23 protein-coding genes are annotated in these 22787 nt (G+C 39.4%); 4 read left to right on the top strand and 19 right to left on the bottom strand.

Going from position 1 to position 22787, the window contains the following annotated elements:
• Positions 1-460: 460 nt before the first annotated feature.
• A complete protein-coding gene (locus GR160_RS16845) occupies positions 461-1696 on the bottom strand; it encodes an ABC transporter permease (RefSeq protein ID WP_160751061.1) in 1236 nt (411 codons plus the stop codon).
• 6 nt (positions 1697-1702) lie between these two features.
• Between GR160_RS16845 and GR160_RS16840 the strand changes: the two genes are divergently transcribed.
• Both GR160_RS16840 and GR160_RS16835 read left to right on the top strand, forming a co-directional pair.
• A complete protein-coding gene (locus tag GR160_RS16840) occupies positions 1703-2941 on the top strand; it encodes an exo-beta-N-acetylmuramidase NamZ domain-containing protein (RefSeq protein ID WP_160751060.1) in 1239 nt (412 codons plus the stop codon).
• A 95-nt stretch (positions 2942-3036) separates the two neighbouring features.
• On the top strand, positions 3037-3243 hold the full coding sequence (locus GR160_RS16835) for a hypothetical protein (protein ID WP_160751059.1): 207 nt from the start codon (positions 3037-3039) through the stop codon (positions 3241-3243).
• 96 nt (positions 3244-3339) lie between these two features.
• Here the strand turns inward: GR160_RS16835 and GR160_RS16830 are convergent, their stop codons facing one another.
• From GR160_RS16830 to GR160_RS16820, 3 genes are read right to left on the bottom strand one after another with little or no spacing between them, the layout of a single operon-like run.
• Positions 3340-3585, bottom strand: coding sequence for a hypothetical protein (locus GR160_RS16830; protein ID WP_160751058.1), 246 nt, complete (start codon positions 3583-3585; stop codon positions 3340-3342).
• Positions 3586-3589: 4 nt separating this feature from the next.
• On the bottom strand, positions 3590-3952 hold the full coding sequence (locus tag GR160_RS16825; RefSeq protein WP_237421243.1) for a VOC family protein: 363 nt from the start codon (positions 3950-3952) through the stop codon (positions 3590-3592).
• 36 nt (positions 3953-3988) lie between these two features.
• On the bottom strand, positions 3989-4483 hold the full coding sequence (locus GR160_RS16820) for a YkgJ family cysteine cluster protein (RefSeq protein WP_160751057.1): 495 nt from the start codon (positions 4481-4483) through the stop codon (positions 3989-3991).
• Between the two features lie 42 nt (positions 4484-4525).
• Between GR160_RS16820 and GR160_RS16815 the strand changes: the two genes are divergently transcribed.
• On the top strand, positions 4526-5230 hold the full coding sequence (locus GR160_RS16815) for a bifunctional 2-polyprenyl-6-hydroxyphenol methylase/3-demethylubiquinol 3-O-methyltransferase UbiG (RefSeq protein ID WP_160751056.1): 705 nt from the start codon (positions 4526-4528) through the stop codon (positions 5228-5230).
• Between the two features lie 68 nt (positions 5231-5298).
• On the opposite strand, the gene GR160_RS16810 is transcribed toward GR160_RS16815, so the two are convergent.
• The 9 genes from GR160_RS16810 to GR160_RS16770 form a co-directional block, all read right to left on the bottom strand.
• Positions 5299-5721, bottom strand: coding sequence for a DUF2059 domain-containing protein (locus GR160_RS16810; protein ID WP_160751055.1), 423 nt, complete (start codon positions 5719-5721; stop codon positions 5299-5301).
• Between the two features lie 19 nt (positions 5722-5740).
• Positions 5741-6373 (bottom strand): 7-carboxy-7-deazaguanine synthase QueE, encoded by a 633-nt coding sequence (locus GR160_RS16805; RefSeq protein WP_160751054.1) that lies wholly within the window; start codon positions 6371-6373, stop codon positions 5741-5743.
• Between the two features lie 102 nt (positions 6374-6475).
• The gene (locus tag GR160_RS16800; RefSeq protein WP_160751053.1) at positions 6476-8176 is read right to left on the bottom strand and encodes a lipopolysaccharide assembly protein LapB; all 1701 of its coding nucleotides are present in this window, start codon (positions 8174-8176) and stop codon (positions 6476-6478) included.
• 44 nt (positions 8177-8220) lie between these two features.
• Positions 8221-9156: a PstS family phosphate ABC transporter substrate-binding protein gene (locus GR160_RS16795; RefSeq protein ID WP_160751052.1), complete on the bottom strand. Its 936-nt coding sequence runs from the start codon at positions 9154-9156 to the stop codon at positions 8221-8223.
• Between the two features lie 312 nt (positions 9157-9468).
• A complete protein-coding gene (locus GR160_RS16790) occupies positions 9469-10299 on the bottom strand; it encodes an energy transducer TonB (protein ID WP_160751051.1) in 831 nt (276 codons plus the stop codon).
• 32 nt (positions 10300-10331) lie between these two features.
• Entirely contained in the window at positions 10332-10880 is a 549-nt protein-coding gene (locus GR160_RS16785) for a biopolymer transporter ExbD (RefSeq protein ID WP_160751050.1), read from the bottom strand.
• A gap of 22 nt (positions 10881-10902) precedes the next feature.
• The gene (locus GR160_RS16780; RefSeq protein WP_160751049.1) at positions 10903-11562 is read right to left on the bottom strand and encodes a biopolymer transporter ExbD; all 660 of its coding nucleotides are present in this window, start codon (positions 11560-11562) and stop codon (positions 10903-10905) included.
• Between the two features lie 96 nt (positions 11563-11658).
• Complete coding sequence (locus tag GR160_RS16775) at positions 11659-12489, bottom strand: MotA/TolQ/ExbB proton channel family protein (RefSeq protein ID WP_160751048.1); 831 nt, start codon at positions 12487-12489, stop codon at positions 11659-11661.
• A gap of 485 nt (positions 12490-12974) precedes the next feature.
• Positions 12975-14312: an NAD(P)/FAD-dependent oxidoreductase gene (locus tag GR160_RS16770; RefSeq protein ID WP_160751047.1), complete on the bottom strand. Its 1338-nt coding sequence runs from the start codon at positions 14310-14312 to the stop codon at positions 12975-12977.
• Positions 14313-14495: 183 nt separating this feature from the next.
• Here GR160_RS16770 and GR160_RS16765 point away from each other — a divergent pair, with 183 nt between their 5' ends.
• Positions 14496-14654 (top strand): lmo0937 family membrane protein, encoded by a 159-nt coding sequence (locus GR160_RS16765; RefSeq protein WP_160751046.1) that lies wholly within the window; start codon positions 14496-14498, stop codon positions 14652-14654.
• A 70-nt stretch (positions 14655-14724) separates the two neighbouring features.
• Here the strand turns inward: GR160_RS16765 and GR160_RS16760 are convergent, their stop codons facing one another.
• From GR160_RS16760 to GR160_RS19335, 6 genes are all read right to left on the bottom strand, one after another.
• Positions 14725-15855: a hypothetical protein gene (locus GR160_RS16760; protein WP_160751045.1), complete on the bottom strand. Its 1131-nt coding sequence runs from the start codon at positions 15853-15855 to the stop codon at positions 14725-14727.
• Positions 15856-16017: 162 nt separating this feature from the next.
• Positions 16018-19119, bottom strand: a complete 3102-nt coding sequence (locus GR160_RS16755; protein ID WP_160751044.1) for an efflux RND transporter permease subunit — start codon at positions 19117-19119, stop codon at positions 16018-16020.
• A gap of 11 nt (positions 19120-19130) precedes the next feature.
• Positions 19131-20225: an efflux RND transporter periplasmic adaptor subunit gene (locus GR160_RS16750; RefSeq protein WP_160751043.1), complete on the bottom strand. Its 1095-nt coding sequence runs from the start codon at positions 20223-20225 to the stop codon at positions 19131-19133.
• Positions 20226-20228: 3 nt separating this feature from the next.
• Positions 20229-21491 carry a TolC family protein gene (locus GR160_RS16745; RefSeq protein WP_160751042.1) on the bottom strand — a complete coding sequence of 421 codons (1263 nt, stop codon included), beginning with the start codon at positions 21489-21491 and terminating at the stop codon, positions 20229-20231.
• Positions 21492-21644: 153 nt separating this feature from the next.
• The gene (locus GR160_RS16740) at positions 21645-22034 is read right to left on the bottom strand and encodes a hypothetical protein (protein WP_160751041.1); all 390 of its coding nucleotides are present in this window, start codon (positions 22032-22034) and stop codon (positions 21645-21647) included.
• A 160-nt stretch (positions 22035-22194) separates the two neighbouring features.
• Complete coding sequence (locus GR160_RS19335) at positions 22195-22674, bottom strand: hypothetical protein (protein ID WP_202390807.1); 480 nt, start codon at positions 22672-22674, stop codon at positions 22195-22197.
• Positions 22675-22787: the final 113 nt, after the last annotated feature.

Raw genomic sequence — 22787 nt, 5'->3', positions numbered from 1 at the left:
ATGCAAACTTTTTTTAAACTTTTTTTTCGATGCTTTCCTCTATTAATCTAGCTCCGCCTTTACAGCAAAACTCTTAGTATATAAAGGTTTTCTCTTCTTATTGCTTGTGTCAGTCTGTCAGTGAACTTGTGCTTGATTGCGGGTGCAAAAGTACCACTCTTTTTTACTTTCGCAAGCTTTTATATAACCTTTTTTTAATCTTTTTTTTAAGTTTTTATTAACTCACTGTCTACCCATACTTTACAACAACACTTTTCCTGAAAGTTTTTTTAGGATATTGCCGAATTAATAAGACCAACTGAGATTTTTTAAAAGATATACACCACAGCAATCTTTTTTAAAGGCATGATTATGGATTTGGTAATACAGGAGATAAATCCTCTTCTAATATATTAAAGGGTGAGATGCAAGTATAGGTATATATCTTTTTAAAAAGGCAAATAGAATATCCTATTTAGAATTATTCATAACGCAGTGCTTTTACCGGAGATATTTTGGTAATAAGGTAGGACGGTATAAGCAATAATGCCAAACATACTATTACGGTTCCGGCATTAATTATGAGTATAGCAGGTACATCTATGGTTACAGGCGCAACACTTACATAGTAATTTTCGGGGCGAAGGGTTACAACACCAAAATATTTTTGTATTAAAAGCAGTGTTATACTTATTAGATTACCCCAAAACAGTCCTTTTATAATAAGATAAGCCGCATTGTATAAAAATATTTTACGGATACTCCAGTTGGTTGCCCCTAATGCTTTGAGCATACCTACCATTTGGGTGCGCTCAAGTATTAGTACCAGCAGTGCTACTACCATATTTATAGTAGCTACAACTATCATAATAACTATTATTACTAAAATATTTACATCAAAAAGCTTAAGCCACTCAAATATGTTAACATATTTTTCCTGTATGGTTATACTGTTAAGGGTGCTCGGTATTGCCTTATACACCTCTTCTCCCTTTTGCTGCATTTGATTAAAATCAGCAAGAAACACCTCGAAAGACCCTACCTGATCCTGGTTCCATTTGTTCATGCGCTGCACATGGCGAATATCTCCAATCATATAAGCCGCATCAAATTCCTGAAATCCCGATGTATAAATCCCTACCAATTCGAATCTGCGCAAATTGGGCATGCCATTGCCGCCCTGTTTCATAAAAAAGGTATTAAACTTATCGCCTACTTTAAGATTGAGTTTGTTTACCAAATGCTGCGACAATATTACTTCGGTATTAAGCGACGCTTTCAAATTCGGTATGCGCCCCTCTATAATATATTCCTGCAGCGCATCCCACTTATAGTCTTTGCCCACACCTTTAAATATAATTCCTTCAAAAGCCTGTGCCGTTCGGATTATACCGGCCTTACTTGCAATTGCCTGAATATGGCTTATGCCCTGGACGCTTTTAAACTTTGGATAAAAATCCTGCTTTAGAGAAATAGGCTCTACGCTAACCTCCGATTGATTATCGTCGAAATTAGTAATAATAATATCTCCGTTAAACGCCGATATTTTTTCGCGTATCTTATCCTGCAGCCCCACACCCGTGGCAATAGCCACAACCATCATAATTATGCCTATGGCAATGGCCACTATGGCAATTTTTATAATTGGCGCAGATATACTACTTTTATGGTTCTTGGCGCTAACGAGCCTTTTGGCTATAAAATATTCTAAATTCAACGTTATATGGTATATTCGGTTTTCAAAAATACAGTTTTATTCTCATTAATACTGATTGCCGCATGCGGAAAAAAAGCTGAGCCTACAGATAATAGAGAAAAGATAATAGACCGTAACCCGGCAACAACTACTATTAATGTAAACACCGAGATAAAAACCGGATCTGACAATTATGAGAAATACCTGCCCCTTTTAAAAGGCAAAAAAGTTGGAATAGTTACAAACCAGACCGGGACTGTTGCTGCAAACGGAAAATTAGAGAATATTGTTGATTTTTTGATTGCAAAAAATGTTAGTCTTACCAAAATTTTTGCTCCGGAGCATGGCTTTCGTGGCACTGCCGATGCAGGCGAACTTATAAAAGACGGTAAAGACACCAAAACCGGACTGCCTATTATATCTCTTTATGGCAACAACAAAAAGCCTAAGCCGGAACAGCTTGACGGCATCGATGTACTTGTTTTTGATCTACAGGATGTGGGAGCACGTTTTTACACTTATATATCGTCTTTACATTATATAATGGAAGCCTGTGCCGAAAACAACATTCCGCTTATAATTTTAGACAGACCAAACCCAAATGGCAGCATGGTAGATGGTCCTGTTTTAGAAAAAGAACACACCAGTTTTATAGGCATGCACCCCATACCTACCCTGCACGGCATGACCATTGGCGAATATGGACAAATGATAAACGGCGAAAAATGGCTTAAAGATGGTGTGCAATGCAAGCTAACAGTAATACCGTGCAGTAATTATAAAAGAGACATGCCATACAGCCTGCCTGTAAAACCCTCGCCTAACCTGCCCAATGACCAGGCCATAAACCTATATGCCAGTCTTTGTTTTTTTGAAGGTACTAACGTTAGTATGGGACGAGGCACTAACAAGCAATTTCAGTTATATGGTTCGCCCTACCTGCCCGACACCGGATTTAATTTTACCCCACAACCTAACGAAGGAGCTAAAGATCCGCAATATAAAGGTGTGGTTTGCTACGGGCAGGATCTAACAAATGCTCCAAGAGTTACCCGTATAGAACTGAAATGGCTCATTAAAGCATATAATACTACACAGGACAAATCAAAATTTTTTATTCCGTTCTTTACCAAACTGGCAGGCACAAAAAATTTACAGCAACAAATAGAGGCCGGAAAAACGCAATGGGAAATTCGTAAGAGCTGGGAACCCGGACTGGAAAAATTCAGGACTATGCGAAAACCGTATCTTATATATGGAGAATAACCCTTTTGTATTCTTAATTTTTATACAAAGTATTTTAGTGTGTTAAATGGGTTTTGTAATTTTCAGGTATCATAAACACTAAAAATCCTTTGGCTATGAATATTACTGAAAAATTAAACGACGTTATAGAATACATTCTTCGCTTTGTTGAAAAAGCAAAAGGCTATGTAGAAGACATTATTGCCTTTTTTGAATATGTAAGGGATAAAATTGAAGGGCTGCTGGAATATATTGAAGATAAAATACACAGCATAGAAAGCTTTGTGGGTGAATTAAAGCAACATGAAGAAATTGCTGCATAAATTTTTTAGCCACTAATTAAACTAATAATTTACATAAATCAGGCAATTTGCTTGCATTAATCAATTAAAACAGCTCTGATTGATTAGTGCAAAGCCTTATAGTTTATCCTGATTATTTTGAGGAAAGCTTTTTCTTCTTGCAGCCGCTGCACCTTTTGCCACAGCCTTTGCAATACTGTAAATTATGATTAGGAATATAAAAATAAAAATGGCCATAACCCCAATTTCGCCAAACTTAGCACCCCAAGTAGCCTGTATTACACCATCGCCAAGATAAAACATAATACCAGATATGGCAAAAGACACTACCGCAAACATCAGGACTAAGCGAATAAGTTTCATATAATTATTGGTTTAAAGGTTGACCAAACTGTAGTATATAATTGTTATTGTCATAAATGGCAAACTCACGCATACCATATTCAAAATCTTCAATGGGGTAGCAAATGTTGCAATTATCTTTCAGTTTTTCCCAAAGCATATCTACATCACTTGTATTTATATAGAACGAGCCTGTAAACATTGGGCTGCCAAACTCGGCATGACCATTTGGATACGCCAGCATAATTTCAATTTCATCCTTAAGCAACACTGCCCAGCCCTCTTCCTGCACTCCGCACTCAAATCCTAACACTTCAGTATAAAAAACAACTGTTTGTGCAACTTCTGTTGTCCAAAACATAGGGGTGAGGGAGTTGAATTTTGGCATATTGCTTTGTTTTATGTAAAACTAAAAAAAATCTGCTTACACCTGCACCCTCTTTTTCATTTCCTCCACTATATTATAAGCCGCAGGGCAAATAGCAACATTTTTAAGGGTAAGGTTACTTATTTGCTGAAATTTTTTCCTATCGGTATGCGGAAACTCACGGCATGCCTTCGGGCGTACATCATAAATAAGGCAGTAATTTTCGCCATCCAGAAATGTACAGGGAACACTTTGCAATACATAGTCGTTATCTTCGTCTATGCGCAGATATTTATCTATAAATTGCTGAGGCTTTTGCCTAAAGTGTTTGGCAATGCGCTCTATATCGGCAAGCGTAAACAATGGCCCAGTTGTCTTGCAGCAATTGGCACAACTAAGGCAGTCGGTTTTTTTAAACTCGCGGTCGTGCAGCTCCTGCATAACGTAGTCTAAATTTTTCGGAGCCTTCTTTTTAAGCTTATCAAAAAACTTTTTGTTCTCGTTATGCTTATCTTTGGCAAGCTTAGGAAGTTGCTTTAAAAAATTTTCCATTCCGCATTACATTTATCAATCCGACTGCAAAAGTATAAAAAAATGAAAGACCTTATAGGCAAAGCCATACTTGATTATCAAACCGGAAATTCGCCAGAAGACCTGATTACCGAAACATCAATATCTGAAGAGGATGTTATGAGTGTGGCCTACCTCTTTAGGGATTATAAGGAAATGCCTGCCATAGAAAAAAAGGCTTTGCAGTTGGCAAAGGGTAAAGTGCTTGATGTGGGATGCGGTGCCGGAAGCCATAGCCTGTACCTGCAAAACAACCGTGATTTCGAAGTTACAGCAATAGACATTTCTGCAAATGCTATTGAGGCATGTAAACTTCGCGGGGTAAAAAATGCCATTGCAGGCAATTTTATGGAACATGAAGGCAGCTACGACACCATTATTTTATTGATGAACGGTGTAGGGCTTAGCGGAAAACTTAAAAACATATCAGGGTTCCTTACCAAATTAAAATCTTTGCTCAATGAAGGCGGACAGATATTACTGGACTCATCGGATATTATATATATGTTTGACGAAGACGACGATGGCGGCAAGTGGATACCCAGCGGCATTGACTATTATGGCGAAGTAATTTTTAATGTAAAATATAAAAACGAAACCGAAGAACCTTTTGACTGGTTGTATTTAGACTATAATACATTGCAAAATGCTGCCAATGCCAACGGCCTTCAATGCGAACTTGTTTTAGAAGGTGAACATTATGATTATCTGGCAAAACTTAGTATATAAAAACACAAAATCCCGCAATTGCGGGATTTTGTCTATTATCATAAGTCTGTCATCTAAAATTCTGATGCCTACTCCATATATTTCATCATTACACCCTGTAGGCTTTGACCCCACTCCATACCGGCAGCCTGGCCTTTTTCTGCAAGGACCCCTGCTTTAGAAGCCTGCTTTTTACCAATAGGGCTTTCATAATATTTAATCATAGCTTTAATATCCTCAGCTGTAAATTCCTGTAGATAAATATCGGCAATTTTATCGTTAAGGCCTTTTAAAGATTCCATGATCTCCTTTTTAAATGCTGCCTGTTTATCGGCAGCTACGCTTTTTACGATCTGGTCTATAGCCACTTCATACTGTGCATTAGCACCGCTAAGATCTAATAGTCTTATAACTTCTTTTTTCAGGGCCGGATCGGCAGGTTTTGCAGCAGTTTGAGACATTGCAAACTGTGTTGCAAACATAAAGGCTACGGCTAAAAGTAATCTTTTCATTTTATTATTGTGTTAGTTGTTACGGTATATTTAGATATTTATGCGTTTGCAGGGACACCCTCCATTTAGGATTTTGCATTACATAATCAACAATCATTGGAGTTACATCCTCTTTTTTACTCCATTCTGGCTGCAGGAACAATATGGCATTGTCATTAACTTTAGCTGCCTGTTCTTCTGCAAAAATAAAATCATGCTTATTATGAATGATCATTTTAAGCTCATGTGCATGCTCATAAATTTCCTCAGTTGGCAATTTAGTCTTTTTTGGCGAAAGGCAAATCCAGTCCCATTGCCCGCTAAGCGGATAGGCACCCGAAGTTTCTATATGCACCCTTAAACCTGCATTTTTCAGTTTGGCAGTAAGCGGCCCCATATCCCAGGTAAGCGGCTCCCCGCCTGTAACTACAATGGTCTTGGCTTCTTTTGCAGCTTTTGCAACAATATCATCAGTATTCGTTGGCGGGTGCAAATCAGCATTCCAGCTTTCTTTAACATCGCACCAATGGCAGCCTACATCGCAGCCTCCCACACGTATAAAATAAGCGGCAGTTCCGGTGTGGTATCCTTCACCCTGAATGGTATAGAATTCTTCCATTAGGGGCAGCATTTCACCTTTTTCTACCTCTATTTGTATTTCCTTCTTCAGCATTTCATTTCAAATAGGCTGCAAAGATACGTAATTAATTTACAGCAGTGTATAAAAACATAAAGACCGACATTAGCCGGTCTTTAGTGTATAACTTATAATGTATTACAATTTTTTAAGCTCTCCTTTAGCATAAGTATCGTTAGGATCAAGAGCTACAGCTTTAGAGAAGTAGTCTTTAGCCTTCGCTTTATCAGTAACGGCATAATAAGCACCTGCGTTATCATAAGCCTCAACAAGATTTTTAATTACTGCCGGCTTAGAAGTCTCAGCAGCACCCGCCTCATTTACTATCTTGATGTAACCATCATAAGCTTTTGCCATTTTAGCATAGGCATCGTCAGTAGACAGGTTCCTGTTAATCCTTGCTTTAAACAGGTAAGCATCCTGAGATGTAGCCGAAAGTTCGATCACTTTATCAAGTGCCGCATCTGCTTTAAGAAGCTGCTCTGTATTCGCCTTTTTATCAGCATCCGATTTGTTTACGTGACCGTAGTAAATAGAATATGCAAGATAGAAGTTATCATAAAATGCATTTTTATTTTCTGGGCTTGCTGCAGCAACCTCAAATACTGCAGCCGCAGGGCTGTATAGTTTTTGAGAGAATAGTTTTTTACCTATATCGTTAAATTCGTTGGTAATTTTAGCATCTGTCTCAGCCGCTTTTTTAATATCTGCAATGGCAGCATCAAATTTAGCCTGGTCAGTAATTGTACTGTTCCCTTCTGCATCTTTACCAACAACAGTGGCAAGATTAGCAAGACCACGGTAAAGGTAATCACGCGCAATTACACGCTTTGGCTCTACTTTGTTAATGAATTCGCTAATAGCTTTTACACTCGCATCATAGTTACCATTCTCATAGGCGGCATAACCGGCATAGCGAAGTATACGTGGATTAACTTTATCCATTTGCTGCATTTTCTGAGCTTCTGCTTCAAGCGCTTTGTAGTCGCCTGTTAAAAGCAGGAAGTCAGCATGCCTCATCCTTGAGTCAAGAGAATAATCGGTAAGGCTCATGTATTTTTCATAGAAACCAAGAGCTTTCGCGTTGTATTCCGTTTTTTTAGAAGTTTCTGTGTTACCCCACAGGTAGTAAGTCTCGGCAAGCTCTCTGTAAACCGGACCGTAGTTAGCATTAACTGCAATGATATCGTTAAACGCCTTAACAGCCTCCGGGAAAGCAGCCCTTGTATTTTTTGTAATTACACCAAGCTGTAATTTAGCCCTTAAAAGAGAAGGGTCTAAAGTAGTAGCAGTGCGGTAGTTTTTGTAAGCATTGTTTTGGTCTCTGTCGCGGTAATAAGCTTCGCCAAGGTACATATAAGCCAAAGCATTTTTGCTGTCTTTTTCTACAGCTTTGTTAAGCACAGCAACAGCTTTTTTGTAGTCAGGGTTATCGGCATAAATGTAAGCACGTCCAATGTAAACCAACTGCTCAACATCCTTTTTCCTAAGATCTTTCTCTACAGCGGCAAATTTGGCCTGGGCAGCTGCGGCATTGTTAGCATTAAGATCGATATGACCAAGACCAATATTGTTATACTCAGGGTTGTCTTTAGCAGCAAGACCTTTATTAAAGTAAAGTGCAGCACTATCCTGAACTGTTTGAGTTAAATAAACATCTCCAAGCAAAAAGTAATTTTTACCGTCATCCGGTGTAGAAGCTATAAGCGACTTTAAAATTGTTTTTGCTTTTTGAAATTGTTCGGCATCAATTGCCTTTTTAGCTTCGTTGGCATCCTGAGCGTTCGCCGCTGCACCAAAAAGCAAAAAAGATAAACCGAGGAACTTTAAATCTTTCATCTTGATAATCTTTTAGTTTCTTCTTTTTATTTTGTTGTGTTATACTATAGTTCGCCACGCACCTCTATTTCCCTTGGTGGGATCTCTGTGGGTACAAGGCCTGATTTTAAAACAATTCTTTGACCGTCGGGTGCAGTTATATAATTTGCAAAACCCATGCCCAAGCCAAGCTTACCCTGGTAATTTAACACATATAATTTGCGTGTAAGTGGGTAAGAACCATCGGCAATGTTGCTTTGGGAAGGCTTAAAATATTTTTTTTCGCCTTTCGAAATTTTAACATTATCAACGGCAAGCACACTGATATTTTTTATGGAGGCCTCCATATCAGGTGCAGGCTGAACCAGCCAGTTTACGCCTATAACCCCAATAGCACCAGGGTTTTTCTGCACAAAGTCTATAACTTCGCGGGTGCTGTTTAGCGAATATACGCTATTTGAAGGGATTTTTGCAACTTCTGCCGATTTCATTAACATTTGAAGCGGGCTCGAACTTGCCCCTTCAAACACCAATTGTTTTACTCGCGCAGAAGGTTTTCCCTGCATAACCTTATAAACCTCTTCGAGGTTAAGAGTAGTATCTACAGCAGTTTTATTGGTTATAAACGCAATCGCATCGGTTGCAAATTGGTTTATTCTTGGTTTAATATTTTTTTTTGTGAACAATTCCTGCTCGGCATCTGTTAGCATTCGGCTCAACACCGCCACACTAACAGAGTCGTGCTGCATGCCGTTTACAATGTCGCTCTCGCCACGTGCAACGAGCTTAATATTGGCTTTTGGATAAATACTGCTGAAAACAGCCGTAACATCTTCGGTAATGGGCTGTATGGTATTATCTACATACAGGGTCATCTGCCCGGCAAGCATTGTTTCGTCAGCTACCTGCTGCTCCTTTTTTGTCTGTGCTTCATTTTTACAGGAAAAAAACAAACTACCTGAAAATAGTAATGCTGCACCTGCTATATAAATATTTTTCATGTTTATTCGAGCTTGATTATTATCGGTAATGACAAGCAGTATTTATAACAAACCCATACTTTAATTATTCCTTATTTTGCTGTATCAGCCTTATACAACGCAGTATGCCGTAAATTATTACAATTATACCCAACCAGAGCCTACCCGTGTGGTTTATGTTAAGCGGGATTTTATCAGTAAAGATAAGCATATAGCCCAACACCAGGTATAATAAAAAAAACACTATGCCTAAAACGAACAGAAATCGCTTTAGGGGCGATTTCTGTGTTTCGTAGCGGGACTTTCTTCCAGTAACCATCGCTAATATTTTAATTATGATTTTATGTTAATCGTAATTGGAAGATTGTAAGAAGCCCTAACCGGTTTACCGTTCTGGATACCCGGAGACCATTTGGTCTTAAGCGATTTAAGCACACGCTCAGCTTCTTTACCTAATCCGTAACCCGGATCCCTAAGTACTTTAATAGCTGTAAGACTACCGTCTTTTTCTACAACGAACGAAACATATATTCTTGCAGTCATATCCTGATCAAGTTCAGGTATCCTGAAGTTTTTGTTTACATAAGAGTAGAAAGCAGCCATACCGCCCGGAAACTCAGGCTGAACCTGTAGACCTGCTGAGTTGTATACAGCATTATCGTTTGCAGGAGCTTCAACACCTTTATCAAGGTCACCTGATGGTTTATCAATATTGATATCTCCTGTTGGGCTGGCCTCTGCGTTACGCGAACTTGGGTCAGCTTCTTTAAACTGCTCCACTTTCGGTGGATCTTCAGGAACTTCTTCTTTTTTCTTAGCTTCAAGAGGTTTGAACTTTACCTCTTCTACTATCGATTTTGGAGCCTGATATGCTTCTACCGGCGGCGGCGGCGGAGGGAGTACCTCTTCTACTGGTGGCGGTGTTGGTATATCTACAACTTCAATAATCTGCTCTGTCTGATCTTCTGCTACCTCATCTGATTTCATGTTGCTCAAGATTACAGGAGTGCCAATAGCACCTGCAAAAAATACACAACCCAAAATAAGGGCAACAGTAGTTGTTTTTGGATTTTCTAACCTTAACTGATAAGCGCCATAGCTTTTATTGCGCCCCTCGAATACAAGGTCTATCCATTGTTGGTTAAATATATTCAGTTTTGACATAATTTACATTTTTAAAGGTTTAACGCCAAAGCTTAATATAAGCCCTTGTCTTTTAAAAGGGTAATCTCTTCCGGTGTAATATCGCCTATTGCATAAAGCTGCACTTTGTTGATAGCCATTTCGTCAAGAATATCCACAAGGTTTTTGTAGCTCGCTGCATCACTTGCCTTAATGTTTACTATTAAGCCATCTCCTTCTTTCTTAGCAAACTGTTTAGCATAAGCAGTATTTTTAAGTATTTCTTTTCTGATGCCATCTTTACCAAAAGCAGCCTCAGTAGGCTGAATTCTTGGAGTTTTTAGCATACCCATATACCATAAAATCCTGCTGTCTTTACCAATAAGAATAGTCATCATCCTATCTTCTTCAACAGGAGTGATATCAGTAGGCTGATCTTTCGGGTCTTTTTCCGGCATTGCCAAAGGCATAGACTGTGGTTTAGACAGCGTAGTGGTAAGCATAAAGAAAGTAATAAGAAGGAAAGCCAAATCCACCATCGCGGTAAGGTCTACCCCGGGGTTGCTTTTTTTACTTCTTACTTTCTTGCCGTCGCCGCCGCCGCCGGTATTTAATTCTGCCATTTTATATTATCTTTTTATAATATTAAAAATCTTTGTTACGTAGTCCTGTTACTAAAAAGAACCTATTTTTCTTTTGCTCCTGCAAAATATCAATAACCCTTTTTACCGTCATAAAGTCTTCTTTAGCATCACCTTTAATAGCAATACCAAGGTCGGCTTTTTTACCAAACTCCTCAGTAGTAATTTTACCTTCCTGGAGTTGTGCATCATAGATAGCTTTATGCGCTTCCCTTGCTTGTTTAATCCAAACAGCAAGCTCATTATTTATAGAGTCATAAGGAATACCTTTTTGTACGCCCGGAGTGTTTCTAACAGCAGGAGTTTTCCTAAGCAAACCTTTAAGCTGGTTTAAAGGCACTCCAAAACCGTCCATACTTTCGAACGTTTTCATTTCTGCCTCAGTAAAAGAAACTCCTTTTTCCTGGCTAACGCGCTCAAGCGTACCTCTTCTTGAAGCCCTTGGAATGGTAAAGAACGCCTCTTTATCTCCTATAGTAATAGTAGCAACACCTTCTTCAGGAAGTTTATCTATAACTGTAGAAGCAGGAGTATCTACCGGTTTTGGCTCGGGTTGCTTTGCAGTAGCCGTCATAACGAAGAACGAAAGCAGCAGGAACGCCACGTCGCACATCGCGGTCATATCTATCCTTGTACTTTTTCTGGATACTTTATGTTTAGCCATTTATATTTTTTATTTAGCCAAGGCTTTAGCAAAAGTGTACCTATATATAAAGATACACTTTTTAAGCCTTATTATTTTAAAACCTTTACCTATTAATTAGTTGTTAGCACGAGCCCTAAACCTTCTGTAAGTTTGGGTAATTGTGAAACCAGCCTCGTCGATAGAGTAAGTAAGTTTATCGATCTTAGTAGTGAAAAGGTTGTAAGCAATGATCGCGATTGTAGAAGTACCGATACCAGTTGCAGTGTTGATAAGTGCCTCAGAGATACCTACCGCAAGCTGAGCTGAATCCGGAGTAGAACCTGCACCCATTGCAGAGAACGCTTTGATCATACCAGATACTGTTCCAAGTAGACCAACAAGTGTACCGATAGATACAAGAGTAGAAAGAACCACAAGGTTTTTCTCAAGCATTGGCATTTCAAGAGAAGTAGACTCCTCTATTTCCTGCTGGATAGCAGCCTCAGCTCTTTCGCTGTCAAAACCTTCGTGTTTAACTTCTTCATATTTTAAAAGACCAGCTTTTACAACATTAGCAACAGTACCCTGTTGTTTGTCGCACTCAGCCATAGCCTCGCTAATGTTACCGTTTTTGATTTGAGCCTGTACTTTAGCAACAAACGTCTGGATGTTACCTTTACCTGCAGCTTTACCAATTACAAAGAACCTCTCGATAGAGAACACAAGCGAAGTAAGTAGTAACCCAAGTAGTACAGCAACGATAGGACCTCCTTTATATACTGTACCTAAAAACCCATGTGGATGGCCGTCTGTAGTTCCGCCCTCAAAGTTTGAAGGATTACCCATTATAAACTTCCACACTAAGAATCCCACTAAAAGACATATAACGATTGCAAGGCCTGCAAATACATTAGACCCCTTAGATGCTTCTTTTTTTTCAACCTTTTGAACAGATGCGTTTGCCATTTTTTTTAAAAATTTAGTTTTCTGATTTTTTAATAATAATAGTTTTTTATTGATATACGTTGTGCTGTATAGATTGGCAAATTTATATTATTAGGTGGGAAAAAAAAATAAAATGATTTTTTTTCTCAATTCTTAACAATAATTTATCGTCAAAATAGCCAATCCTTAGCACTTCTTTGCGGATTATTGTTTATGCAAAAGCAATTTTTAGCAACATAAACCCGCCAATCTTTAATGATTTTAATAAATTAATATTGATTGCTTATAAATAACACAAATCACGCTTATTTATTGCTTTACGCAAACATTTTATTTAAACGGCGTTTATTTGAGCTTCATTTTAAAGCGAACACCTCACGAAAACGTTAAAATTGTAATATAAATACTACTTTTTAAGTTTGAAAAACGTTTTAGTAGCTAAAAAATAACTAACCTAAGCACTTATTCCATCTACGTAATAGTCTTAAATACTATTACAACAACTCTTAGGCTAAAAGTTCTATTATGCGTTGCTCTACCTGTGGGGTGTCCCAAATATTTTCTATATTGTCCAGTTTCATAACCTCATCCATAATTGCTTTTTGCCTGTCGCCCAAAGCCAAGGCTTCACTATAAGGACGGAAACTAAACGTTACCCTACTATAAAGCGGAAGCCACTTGTCAGGATGTTTTTCGCTAAAATGCTTTTCTATCTTTTTTTGGAGATGAAAATTTGCATCGGCCGTTTTAGAGCTCATCTCCATATAATTGCGGTATGAAAGCTCGGCAATGGCATCGGCGTTTGGTTTACGGCTTTTTTCATATTCCTTAAATATAGTAACCCAGTCATCACCATACTGCTGCATTTTTTGGTTGAGTATGGTAATATCTTCAAATCCGGCATTCATGCCGTGACCATAAAAAGGCACTATAGCATGGCAGGCATCGCCAATAAGTGCCACTTTATCTTCAAACGTCCATGGAAAACATTTAACCGTTACTAATGTACTGGTAGGGTTTTTAAAGAAATCTTCAACAAGATTTGGAATTACATCTATGGTAGAAGGAAAATGCAGCGCAAAAAACTGCTCTAGTGTAGCTTTATCTTTAAGGTTATCGAAAGAATTCTCTCCCTCAAAAGGCATAAACAGGGTGCAGGTAAAGCTACCGTCGGTATTAGGCATGGCTATAAGCATAAAATCCTGCTTAGGCCATATATGGAAAGAGTTTTTATCGAGCTTGTGTGTTCCGTCGGCATTCGCCGGAATATTAAGCTCTTTATAGCCCAGACTTAAAAATTCCTGAGAGTAATTAAACCTGTTCTGTCGCTGCATGCGGTGGCGCACCCTCGAAAAAGCACCATCAGCTCCAAATACTTTATCATACGGCAGGTCGGTCCACGCTCCACGTTCGGTCTCGCCTGTTTGCAGGGTTGCCTCAGCCATGTTTACATCCCAAATGCGTGTTTCAAAAAAGAACTCTACGCCTTCGGCTTCAGCCAGGTCTACCATTCTTCGGTTAAGCAGTCCACGCGAAAGTGAGTATATACTCTCGCCCTCTTTGCCATAATATTGGTAATTTAGAGTATCACCTATATGTATAGCGCGTTTATCCATAGGAATAGCGATCTGCCTTATTTCGTCGCCTAGCCCAAGGTCGTCAAGGGCACGCCAGCCACGGTTAGACAGGGCAAGGTTTATGGAACGTCCTGAAAATTCTGTTTTCCTGATATCGGTACTGCGGTCGTAAACATGAACGGTATGTCCCGCTCTTTTTAGGTATATTGCAAGAAGGGAACCCACAAGACCTGAACCCACTACTGCAATTTTTAAAGGAGTTTGCATGAATGTAAAAATTCTATAAAGCCTTACAAAAATAGCGATTTAATTTTGAGGGTGCTTTTTTTTCATGATTTATTTACAACTACCTAATTAAGAAAACTTTGGCTATTAAAGGATTCTTAACGCCAACTGCCGCCTAAAAGTAATGGACTAATTTTATCCTACTAACTTTTAATATACACTATCATGAGAGATTTAATCTGGTTAATTGTTGTTATCCTCCTTATTGGATGGGCAGTTGGATACTTTGGCTTTGGTGAAGCTGTAGGATCTTTAATCCACATTTTATTGGTTTTGGCAATTATAGGCGTACTGTACAGGCTGGCTACCGGCAGCAGGCCATAGATATAGAGCATTACACCTTAATATACCAAACACTACAAAATAAAAAATCCCCAAATGGGGATTTTTTGGTTTAATCTTCATTATATTCAGTTGTAGGTCCTTTAATTTTTATTTGAAGGTATCTATAATTATATTGCTCCCTGTCTCTCTTTTCTTTGTTATTATAATAAGATACAGCAGTAATATAAGGTATTGCCTCGGTATAAAAATTGCCGTCGGTTCCCCAAAATGCATTTCCTACCGGAATCCAGGAACCAAATTCTTTATAGGCATAAACCTCATCTTTTTGAGAAGCTTTATATACACTAACTACTATAGGGGAATCGCTAAAAAGTTGACCGACAGAAATAATGGTATTCTTATCAGGAGAATAGTAAGGAAAACTACTGTAAGAACCCATAACGCTACCATCCTTCTTACTCACTACTTCATAGGAATACTCTTCGCATTCGCTGCACATATATTCCAAAACATAAGCGTTAAGAAACGGATATTCTCCTATATAGGTATAAATGTTTTGGTAAGGATCGTTAGTCGAATCTTTAAACTGTTTCCCGGCTATAGTAATTGTACCATTTACCTTTTTTACCGCATCGTTTGTAAAAAACAACTTTTTACCTTTGGGTTGTGCTAAAAAAAAGGCCTCTCTTGTTACACTACTTATTTGGATATCCTTAATTTCAGCAGGATCAAAACCTCTATCAAGTGACTCATTAGTGTAATAATCCTGACGTATCCAATAAGATGGTTCCGTAATTACTTTATACTTTTCGGACAAATTCGAAAACGGCTCATTTAAATAATGATCGGGCAAAGGTATTTCTGTTTCCAAATCTGTATCTTTTTTATTTATACGATAAAAGGTTTTAGCATTTTGCTCCCCTCTTGAAATACTTATTACTCTCAACTCATCTCCAAATTCTTTAATAACTGCCAAATGGATTCCAAAAGGCAACCCCCACCACTCACTTTTACCTTTTTCATCAAATACTTCTGCACCTTTAAAAGTCGTTACATACACCTCTCTTAAAATTTTAACAGTATCTATATCTACCGGATTGTAGGGTGGCCTCTTTTTTTCACTTATAGCCATCGTATCTGAAGCAGTTAAGACCTTTTCAGCACTGCTCGAATTTTGATTGTTTTTGCTAACAGAGCAGGAAAAGAAAACCATTAATAGTGCATATGCAATAGGTTTCATGCTTTGGTAAATTTTTTCAAATATAGATAAAACCCCAAATGAAAGATCGGTTTAACAGTTTAAATCTACTCATACAAGAGTATAGAGCCGTTATACATAAAAAAAGGCCGCCCAAGGAGAACCACACTCCCCGGACGGCCGGAACAACAAAATAATCAGAAACTATTCCATTAAATTTTGATGTTTTTTACGCATTGCCCAGTAAAAGAAATTGGGGAATACCAAAAGTGTGAATATGGTTGCCGTAACCAGACCGCCAATAATGGCTATGGCAAGCGGCTTTTGAGATTCTGACCCAATACCGGTAGAAAGTGCTGCCGGCATAAGACCGATAGCTGCCATTAAAGCCGTCATTACCACTGGTCGTGTTCTTGATTTTACTCCGTTTACAATAGCATCAGTAAGAGAGAGCTTGGCTTTAAGGTTGGCATGGAACTCTGAGACGAGTATTACCCCATTTTGAATACAGATTCCCAATAGCGCAATAAACCCTACCCCTGCCGAAATACCAAAATTGATGCCCGTTAGCTGCAATGCAAGTATGCCCCCTATAATAGCAAACGGCACGTTGATGAGCACCAGCAAGGCATCTTTTATATTGCTGAACATAATGAACAGCAACACAAATATGAGCACTAACGATATGGGCACTACCTGTGCAAGTTTGGCACTGGCGCGTATCTGGTTTTCATACTCGCCTGTCCAGCCAACTGTGTAACCTTCGGGCAACTTAAGGGTTTTTACTTTAGCTTGGGCTTCGGCAATGGCACCGCCAAGGTCGCGGTCGCGCACCGAGAATTTTACACCAATAAAACGCTTGGCATTATCGCGGTACACAAATGCAGGCCCCGTCTCGGTAGTAACCGTTGCAATTTCCTTTAACGGAACTTTGCTTCCGCGAAGCGTAGGCACCATAAGGTCCATAATATCCTGTTCGTCTTTACGGTAGTCCTGCTCATAGCGCAGCCTGATGTCAAACCTTTTTTCGCCCTCATATTTTTGGGTGGCGGTTTTACCGCCTATAGCCATTTCCAGTATGCTCTGGGCATCATTTTTATTAACACCATACAGCGCCATTTTTTCTTCGTCAAACTTAACGCTTATGCCTGGCTGACCTAAATTGCGCAGTACACCTACATCTTTTATACCGTCTATAGGCATAATTTTTTCCATAACCTCGTTGGCAATTTTATCAAGAACGGCAAGGTCTTCGCCATAAATTTTTACGGCATTGCTGGCCTTAAAGCCTGCTACTGCTTCAGCTACGTTATCTATTACCGGTTGCGAATAGTTATAGGTAATACCCTGATATTTGCTAAGTTTTTTATTCATTTCCTCTACAAGGCCGTCAACGGTAAGCTTGCTTTTCCACTCTTCATGAGGCTTAAGGTCTACCTGAAATTGCAGGAACCCAAAACCGTTAGGGTCGGTACCGTCGTTACTGCGCCCGGTTTGAGACAGCACGTTGTTTACCTCATCAAAAGACTGCAGTTCTTTACGGATAATCTTCGCCATCTTAACACTCTCTGTAAGCGAGTTGCTTATTGGCAGCTCTGCCGTTACCCACAGTGCACCCTCGTTAAGCGGCGGTAGGAACTCGGTGCCCATAAAACGTGCCGAGAACAGCGTTAAGCCCAATATAACTACCGATACTATTATTGACGCTCTTTTGTTACCAAAGGTTACTCTTAGCCCTTTGCTAACAATTTTATTGAAAAACTCTACAATAGGGTTGTGCTTTTCTTTTACGTTTTTATTTAAAAGGATAGAGCACAGCACCGGAACGAGCGTTAGGGTAAATATAAGCGCACCAAGCAAGGCAAAGCCCAGTGTCCAGGCTAATGGAGAGAACATTTTACCTTCTACCTTCTCGAAAGAGAAAATTGGCAATAGTCCTGATATAATGATGAGTTTACTAAAGAAGATAGCAATACCCAATTTAGTTCCTTCTTTACGGATAAGCCCCAGTTTAGAAAGTTTGTTAAATCGTTCCTCGCCTATTTTATGCTGGAGATGGTCGAGTGCCACAAAGAGCCCTTCTACCATTACCACCGCACCGTCTATAATAATACCAAAGTCTACCGCACCAAGCGAAAGCAGGTTGGCACTCATACCCTTAAGCTTAAGACACAGGAAGGCAAACAGCAACGCCAGCGGAATAATAATAGACACGATAAGCGTAGTACGCCAGTCGGCCATAAAAAGAAATACAATTACCGTTACCAGCAAAATACCCTCCATAAGGTTATGGGTAACCGTTTTGGTACAAAAATCCATTAGCCTGTCGCGGTCATAAAACGTTACCATCTTAACATCTTTTGGCAGCACATTTTCGCGGATGTCTTCGATCTTTTCCTTTAGCCTGCCCAGCACTTCACTTGGGTTTTCGTTCTTGCGCATTACCACAATACCTTCAACCATGTCGTCATTATCGTCAAGCCCCACCTGCCCCACACGCGGCACGTTAGATATGTTTACCTTGGCAATATTCTTTACAAGAACAGGGTTACCATCACGCTCAGCCACAATGGTGTTCTCTATATCCTGCCTGTTGTCCAACAGGCCTATACCTTTAACTACATAAGCCTGCCCGTTTTTCTCAATAACATCACCCCCTACGTTTACGTTGGCCTGGCTTACTGCCGCGAAAACCTCGGGCGAGGTAAGCTCATATTTCTGCAGTGCAATAGGGTCTATGGCTATTTCGTAAGTCTTTTCACGGCCACCAAAGGCCACAACATCTGCAATACCCGGAACCGCCCTAAGCTGACGGTCTATAACCCAGTTTTGCATGGTTAAAAGGTCGCGGGTATCGCGGGTATCACTTTGCAGGGTGTAGCGGAAAATTTCTCCGGTTGGACCGTAAGGTGGCTGCACATCGGCCTCTACATCATCCGGAAGCTGCACGTTGCGCAACTGGTTGTTTACCTGAAACCGAGCGAAGGTATCATCCACGTCATCATCAAAAATAATTTTGATAACTGATAGCCCAAACATGGTAATACTGCGCACATTGGTTTTTTTCTGTACCGCGTTCATAGCTATCTCTATGGGCGATGTTACAAAACGCTCCACCTCTTCGGCACTGCGGCCGTTCCATTCGGTTACAATAATAATCTGTGTATTGGTTACATCCGGAAAAGCCTCTACCGGAATGTTCTTGTAGCTTATAACGCCTGCAACAACCACAAGTGCCACCCAAAAAAAGGTAAACAGCTTATTGCGCAGCGAAAAGCCTATAATGTTTTTTATTAACTTATTCATTGCTGTTTGCTTTAGTCGTTTATGGCATCATAGATCAGTAAATTGTTCTTTACAATGATCTTCTCACCTTCTTTCAGTCCTGCCGATAAATAGGTTGTTTTATCGAGCGCGCGGTACACGGTAACCTCACGGGTTTCGATATTGTTCTTATCCTTAAAAACCATAACAAAGTTTTTATTCTTGTCAAACACCACAGCCTCGCTGGGCACGGCAACATACTTATCGGTATCAGCATACAGCACCGTTACGGTAGCATTCATTTCGGGTTTCAGGGCCACATCTTTATTGTGCACTTTTATAACCGCTTTGGCAGCCCTCGTGTTAGGGTCTATTACATTAAATATACGGTCTATTTTTCCGGCTATTTTTTTATCCGGATAGGCAATAGTTTGTATGCTTACCTCCTGCCCCTGCTTTACCTTATTAAGGTCGCTTTCGTTTACATTGGCAAGTATCCACACGTCATCGAGCTTGGCTATAGAAAAAACTCCTTCCTCACGGTTTGTTGAAAGCAACTCGTTAGGGCTAATATCTTTAGCCACTACATAACCGCTTATAGGTGCATACATATTGTAAACCGATCCGCTTTTTAGGCGATAGATGTTGTTAACCTCTCCCATCCTGCTCTTTTCGGCTTTGGCTTTTTCCAGTTCTTTTTGTGCCATAACCAGTTCTTTTTCAGATGCAAGCTTGCCTTCATACATATCCTGAACGCTTTGCAGGTTGCGCTCTGCTATAGAAAGGTTTGCATCGGCATCACTCGTCTGGCTCTGGAAACCGGCCACCTCGCTACTGCGAATGCTTGCCAAAAGCTGCCCCTGTTGCACATAATCGCCCAACTCTGCCTTAATGCTTATTACATTTCCACCAACGGCCGGAAACACCTGTGCGAGATTATTGTTATCAGCAGCTACCTTGCCAAATAAACGGATTTCGTTTTGGGCAAACTCTGTAGTGGCGGTAGCATAAGTGCTCTCTTTATACATGGTTTCGCTCATGGCAAACTGCTGTGGGGCATCGGCCTCTTTATTTTCGGTCTTCTTTTCGCAACCTGCCAGTGCTAATACTGTAAGGGCGCTTATATATAGATATTGTGAATTTTTCATGTTTTAAAAGTTTTTGGTTCCTGTTACATAATTAATTTGCGCGGCGGCAAGGGCAAGTTGTTCCTTAACCCTTTCTACTTCGGTTTGTGCCTCGTTGTAGGATTCAAAAAAGTCGGCAAATTCTATCATCGATACATTTCCTTTCCTGAAGTTGTTGTTCATCCCCTCAAAAACAGCATCAAAATCTTCGTTAATAAGCTTAGTGATGCGTTTGTATTCTTCAACGCTGCGGGTATAATTTTGGTAAGCGGCAAGCACTTCATTTTCAATCTGAAGCTGTTTGTATTCGGCATTCTTCTGCCCCTGTTCTACCTGAATCTTTGCAGTTTGTATATTACCTCTGTTCCTGTCAAAAATGGGCAACGGTATGCCTATGCCCACGTTGGCCTGATGCAAAAATGCATCGCCCTGTTGGTTGTATCCGGCACGCAGGGTAATATCAGGTATAGCCAGCCTTTTTTGTAAAGACACGTTTATTTTGGCCGACTCAATTTCCAGATTTGCTACGTTAAGATCGGGGCGGTTTGTTTTAGACTTGCTCAAAACATCTTCATAAAGCACACTGTTGTCTGCATAAAGGTTGGCATCTTCTGTGGTATAAATCGTTTGTGTAGATGCAGTAATTCCTAACAGGATGTTAAGTTTTTGTTGCTGCTCTATGAGCACAGCAGTCTCTTCTGATTTGTCGTTGTTTATTTTTACATAAACCGATTTTAGGCGCACAAGGTCTTTTAACGCTATATTATTTTTATCTACCTGCACCTGGTAACCACTAATAAGATAATCGAGCTTATCTAGCAGTTTGTTATATTTTTCTATAACCTTTTGTTGGTTGTGCAGTGTGTAAAACGCCTCCCATATTTGCATTTGCAGGTTACGTGTAATATCGGTTAGCTCAGCCTCTGCCAGCTTTTTATCGGTCTTGGCAAGGTTTATCTGTGCACGCCTTTTACCGCCTAACAAAATAAGCTGTTCAAAACCTGCGGCAAAGTTTCCGCCGCTGCCCGTAGGAAATGTTCTGTAGTTCTGACCTTCATAGGCTATCATATCGGCAGTCACCTCGGGGTTAGGATATACTTTTGCCTGAATGATCTGTGCGGCGGATTTATCTATATTATACTGCTGGGCAAGCAGCATAAAGTTGTTTTTAAAAAACAGCTCCTCGGCTTGCTTTATGGTGAGTGTAACCGGCTGTGGTGCCTGTGCTACAGCAACTGCACCCCATAGGCCAGCAGCCATGAGTACAGTGATTTTTTTAAATATCATGATGTTGTTTATTAAATACTATTTATAAGAATAGCTTTGCCCATAACGGCAAAACACAACAGTACCAAACCATTTAAATACATGGAAAATGCAGCATAAAGCCTTTTAAGAACAAAAAGACAATACACTTAAATTGGTACGGGTAAATAGTATTTAAACCTCTGGTGGAGGAGAGAACAAACTTAACAGCGGAGAGTTGTAAATTTGGTGCGAATAAAAGGTATTGGTAACAGCAGGTTTAAAGTTTACAGCTATTGTTTTTTTAAACTGTAATGCTTTATATTCCTCAAAAAGCCAAACCATTTTTTTTACGTTAAACTTATAAGTAATTGGGGTTTTTCGGTGATTTTCAGGGATAGCGTCTTCAATTTGCAACACATCCTCAAGCACGAGCTCTACTATACTGTCTACCTCGTCAAAGTCAGCGTCTACTTTATTATGCTCAAAAAGGGTATGGGGGTTGTCTATACTAAAATTGAGTATGTGCAATGCCATGAGCATGCACAAAACCTTATTAGCTATATGACATCTTATAAACTTCATACCTGTTTGGCCAAAAGTATCACTTTTTAGACTTTGACACAACATAAACCCTGCCAAAAAACTTTTGAAGCGGTAATTTTTGTTAATTTTTTTAACAATGAGTGTTTAATTTTATAAAACAAAAAAACCGATATGAAAAATCATACCGGTTTTAAAAAAATTACTTCTTTTTATTTTTAGCCTTTTTCTTAGCCTTCGCTTTCTTTTTGGCTTTTTCTTTCTTCTTAGCTTTAGCCTTATCTTTTGCTTTTTGTTTTTTAGCTTTTTTCTTGGCTTTTGCTTTCTTAGATTTCTCTTTTTTCTTCTTTTCTTTTTTTGCCTTCTTCTTCGCTTTTTTAGTCAGCTTGTTTTTTGCCTTCTTTCCTTTAACCTCAGCAGAAGCTTGCACTTCTTCTTCAACCACTTCGGTTGTTTCTTCAATCACTGCCTCTGCTATTTCAATAACACCAGTAGCTGGTTCGGCTACAGGTTCTTCTGTAGGCACTTCCGCAGATTTAGGCGCTGCAGGTTTGCGTGTGCGCGCTGGTTTTGGTTTTGACTCGGCTGTTTCTTCTGCCGCAACAGGTGTTTCGGGCGTTTCATTTACTGCGGCAACATTTTTCTCTTCAGTCTCCGGAGTTTCGTTAGCTGTTTGTTTCATTGTACGTTAAATTTATTTGAACACTTCTTCTTTTACAATCTCAAAATCAACTATGCCACAATGAACTTTACATTGTTATATAATTGTAAATTAATTATTAACAAAAATATTCA

Source organism: Flavobacterium sp. Sd200 (assembly GCF_009826935.1).
Classification (GTDB): domain Bacteria; phylum Bacteroidota; class Bacteroidia; order Flavobacteriales; family Flavobacteriaceae; genus Flavobacterium.
Note: the sequence above shows the minus strand (reverse complement) of the source record. Positions and strands in the feature narration are given on the sequence as shown.

What these genes read in the sequence shown, in the direction of transcription:
- GR160_RS16810 (WP_160751055.1), bottom strand. Translation starts at nt 5,721, where the DNA reads ATGAAAAGATTACTTTTAGCCGTAGCCTTTATGTTTGCAACACAGTTT.
- GR160_RS16775 (WP_160751048.1), bottom strand. Translation starts at nt 12,489, where the DNA reads ATGGCAAACGCATCTGTTCAAAAGGTTGAAAAAAAAGAAGCATCTAAG.
- GR160_RS16840 (WP_160751060.1), top strand. Translation starts at nt 1,703, where the DNA reads ATGGTATATTCGGTTTTCAAAAATACAGTTTTATTCTCATTAATACTG.
- GR160_RS16805 (WP_160751054.1), bottom strand. Translation starts at nt 6,373, where the DNA reads ATGCTGAAGAAGGAAATACAAATAGAGGTAGAAAAAGGTGAAATGCTG.
- GR160_RS16760 (WP_160751045.1), bottom strand. Translation starts at nt 15,855, where the DNA reads ATGAAACCTATTGCATATGCACTATTAATGGTTTTCTTTTCCTGCTCT.
- GR160_RS19335 (WP_202390807.1), bottom strand. Translation starts at nt 22,674, where the DNA reads ATGAAACAAACAGCTAACGAAACTCCGGAGACTGAAGAGAAAAATGTT.
- GR160_RS16745 (WP_160751042.1), bottom strand. Translation starts at nt 21,491, where the DNA reads ATGATATTTAAAAAAATCACTGTACTCATGGCTGCTGGCCTATGGGGT.
- GR160_RS16825 (WP_237421243.1), bottom strand. Translation starts at nt 3,952, where the DNA reads ATGCCAAAATTCAACTCCCTCACCCCTATGTTTTGGACAACAGAAGTT.
- GR160_RS16790 (WP_160751051.1), bottom strand. Translation starts at nt 10,299, where the DNA reads ATGTCAAAACTGAATATATTTAACCAACAATGGATAGACCTTGTATTC.
- GR160_RS16815 (WP_160751056.1), top strand. Translation starts at nt 4,526, where the DNA reads ATGAAAGACCTTATAGGCAAAGCCATACTTGATTATCAAACCGGAAAT.
- GR160_RS16800 (WP_160751053.1), bottom strand. Translation starts at nt 8,176, where the DNA reads ATGAAAGATTTAAAGTTCCTCGGTTTATCTTTTTTGCTTTTTGGTGCA.
- GR160_RS16765 (WP_160751046.1), top strand. Translation starts at nt 14,496, where the DNA reads ATGAGAGATTTAATCTGGTTAATTGTTGTTATCCTCCTTATTGGATGG.
- GR160_RS16785 (WP_160751050.1), bottom strand. Translation starts at nt 10,880, where the DNA reads ATGGCAGAATTAAATACCGGCGGCGGCGGCGACGGCAAGAAAGTAAGA.
- GR160_RS16835 (WP_160751059.1), top strand. Translation starts at nt 3,037, where the DNA reads ATGAATATTACTGAAAAATTAAACGACGTTATAGAATACATTCTTCGC.
- GR160_RS16830 (WP_160751058.1), bottom strand. Translation starts at nt 3,585, where the DNA reads ATGAAACTTATTCGCTTAGTCCTGATGTTTGCGGTAGTGTCTTTTGCC.
- GR160_RS16770 (WP_160751047.1), bottom strand. Translation starts at nt 14,312, where the DNA reads ATGCAAACTCCTTTAAAAATTGCAGTAGTGGGTTCAGGTCTTGTGGGT.
- GR160_RS16795 (WP_160751052.1), bottom strand. Translation starts at nt 9,156, where the DNA reads ATGAAAAATATTTATATAGCAGGTGCAGCATTACTATTTTCAGGTAGT.
- GR160_RS16750 (WP_160751043.1), bottom strand. Translation starts at nt 20,225, where the DNA reads ATGAAAAATTCACAATATCTATATATAAGCGCCCTTACAGTATTAGCA.
- GR160_RS16740 (WP_160751041.1), bottom strand. Translation starts at nt 22,034, where the DNA reads ATGAAGTTTATAAGATGTCATATAGCTAATAAGGTTTTGTGCATGCTC.
- GR160_RS16755 (WP_160751044.1), bottom strand. Translation starts at nt 19,119, where the DNA reads ATGAATAAGTTAATAAAAAACATTATAGGCTTTTCGCTGCGCAATAAG.
- GR160_RS16820 (WP_160751057.1), bottom strand. Translation starts at nt 4,483, where the DNA reads ATGGAAAATTTTTTAAAGCAACTTCCTAAGCTTGCCAAAGATAAGCAT.
- GR160_RS16780 (WP_160751049.1), bottom strand. Translation starts at nt 11,562, where the DNA reads ATGGCTAAACATAAAGTATCCAGAAAAAGTACAAGGATAGATATGACC.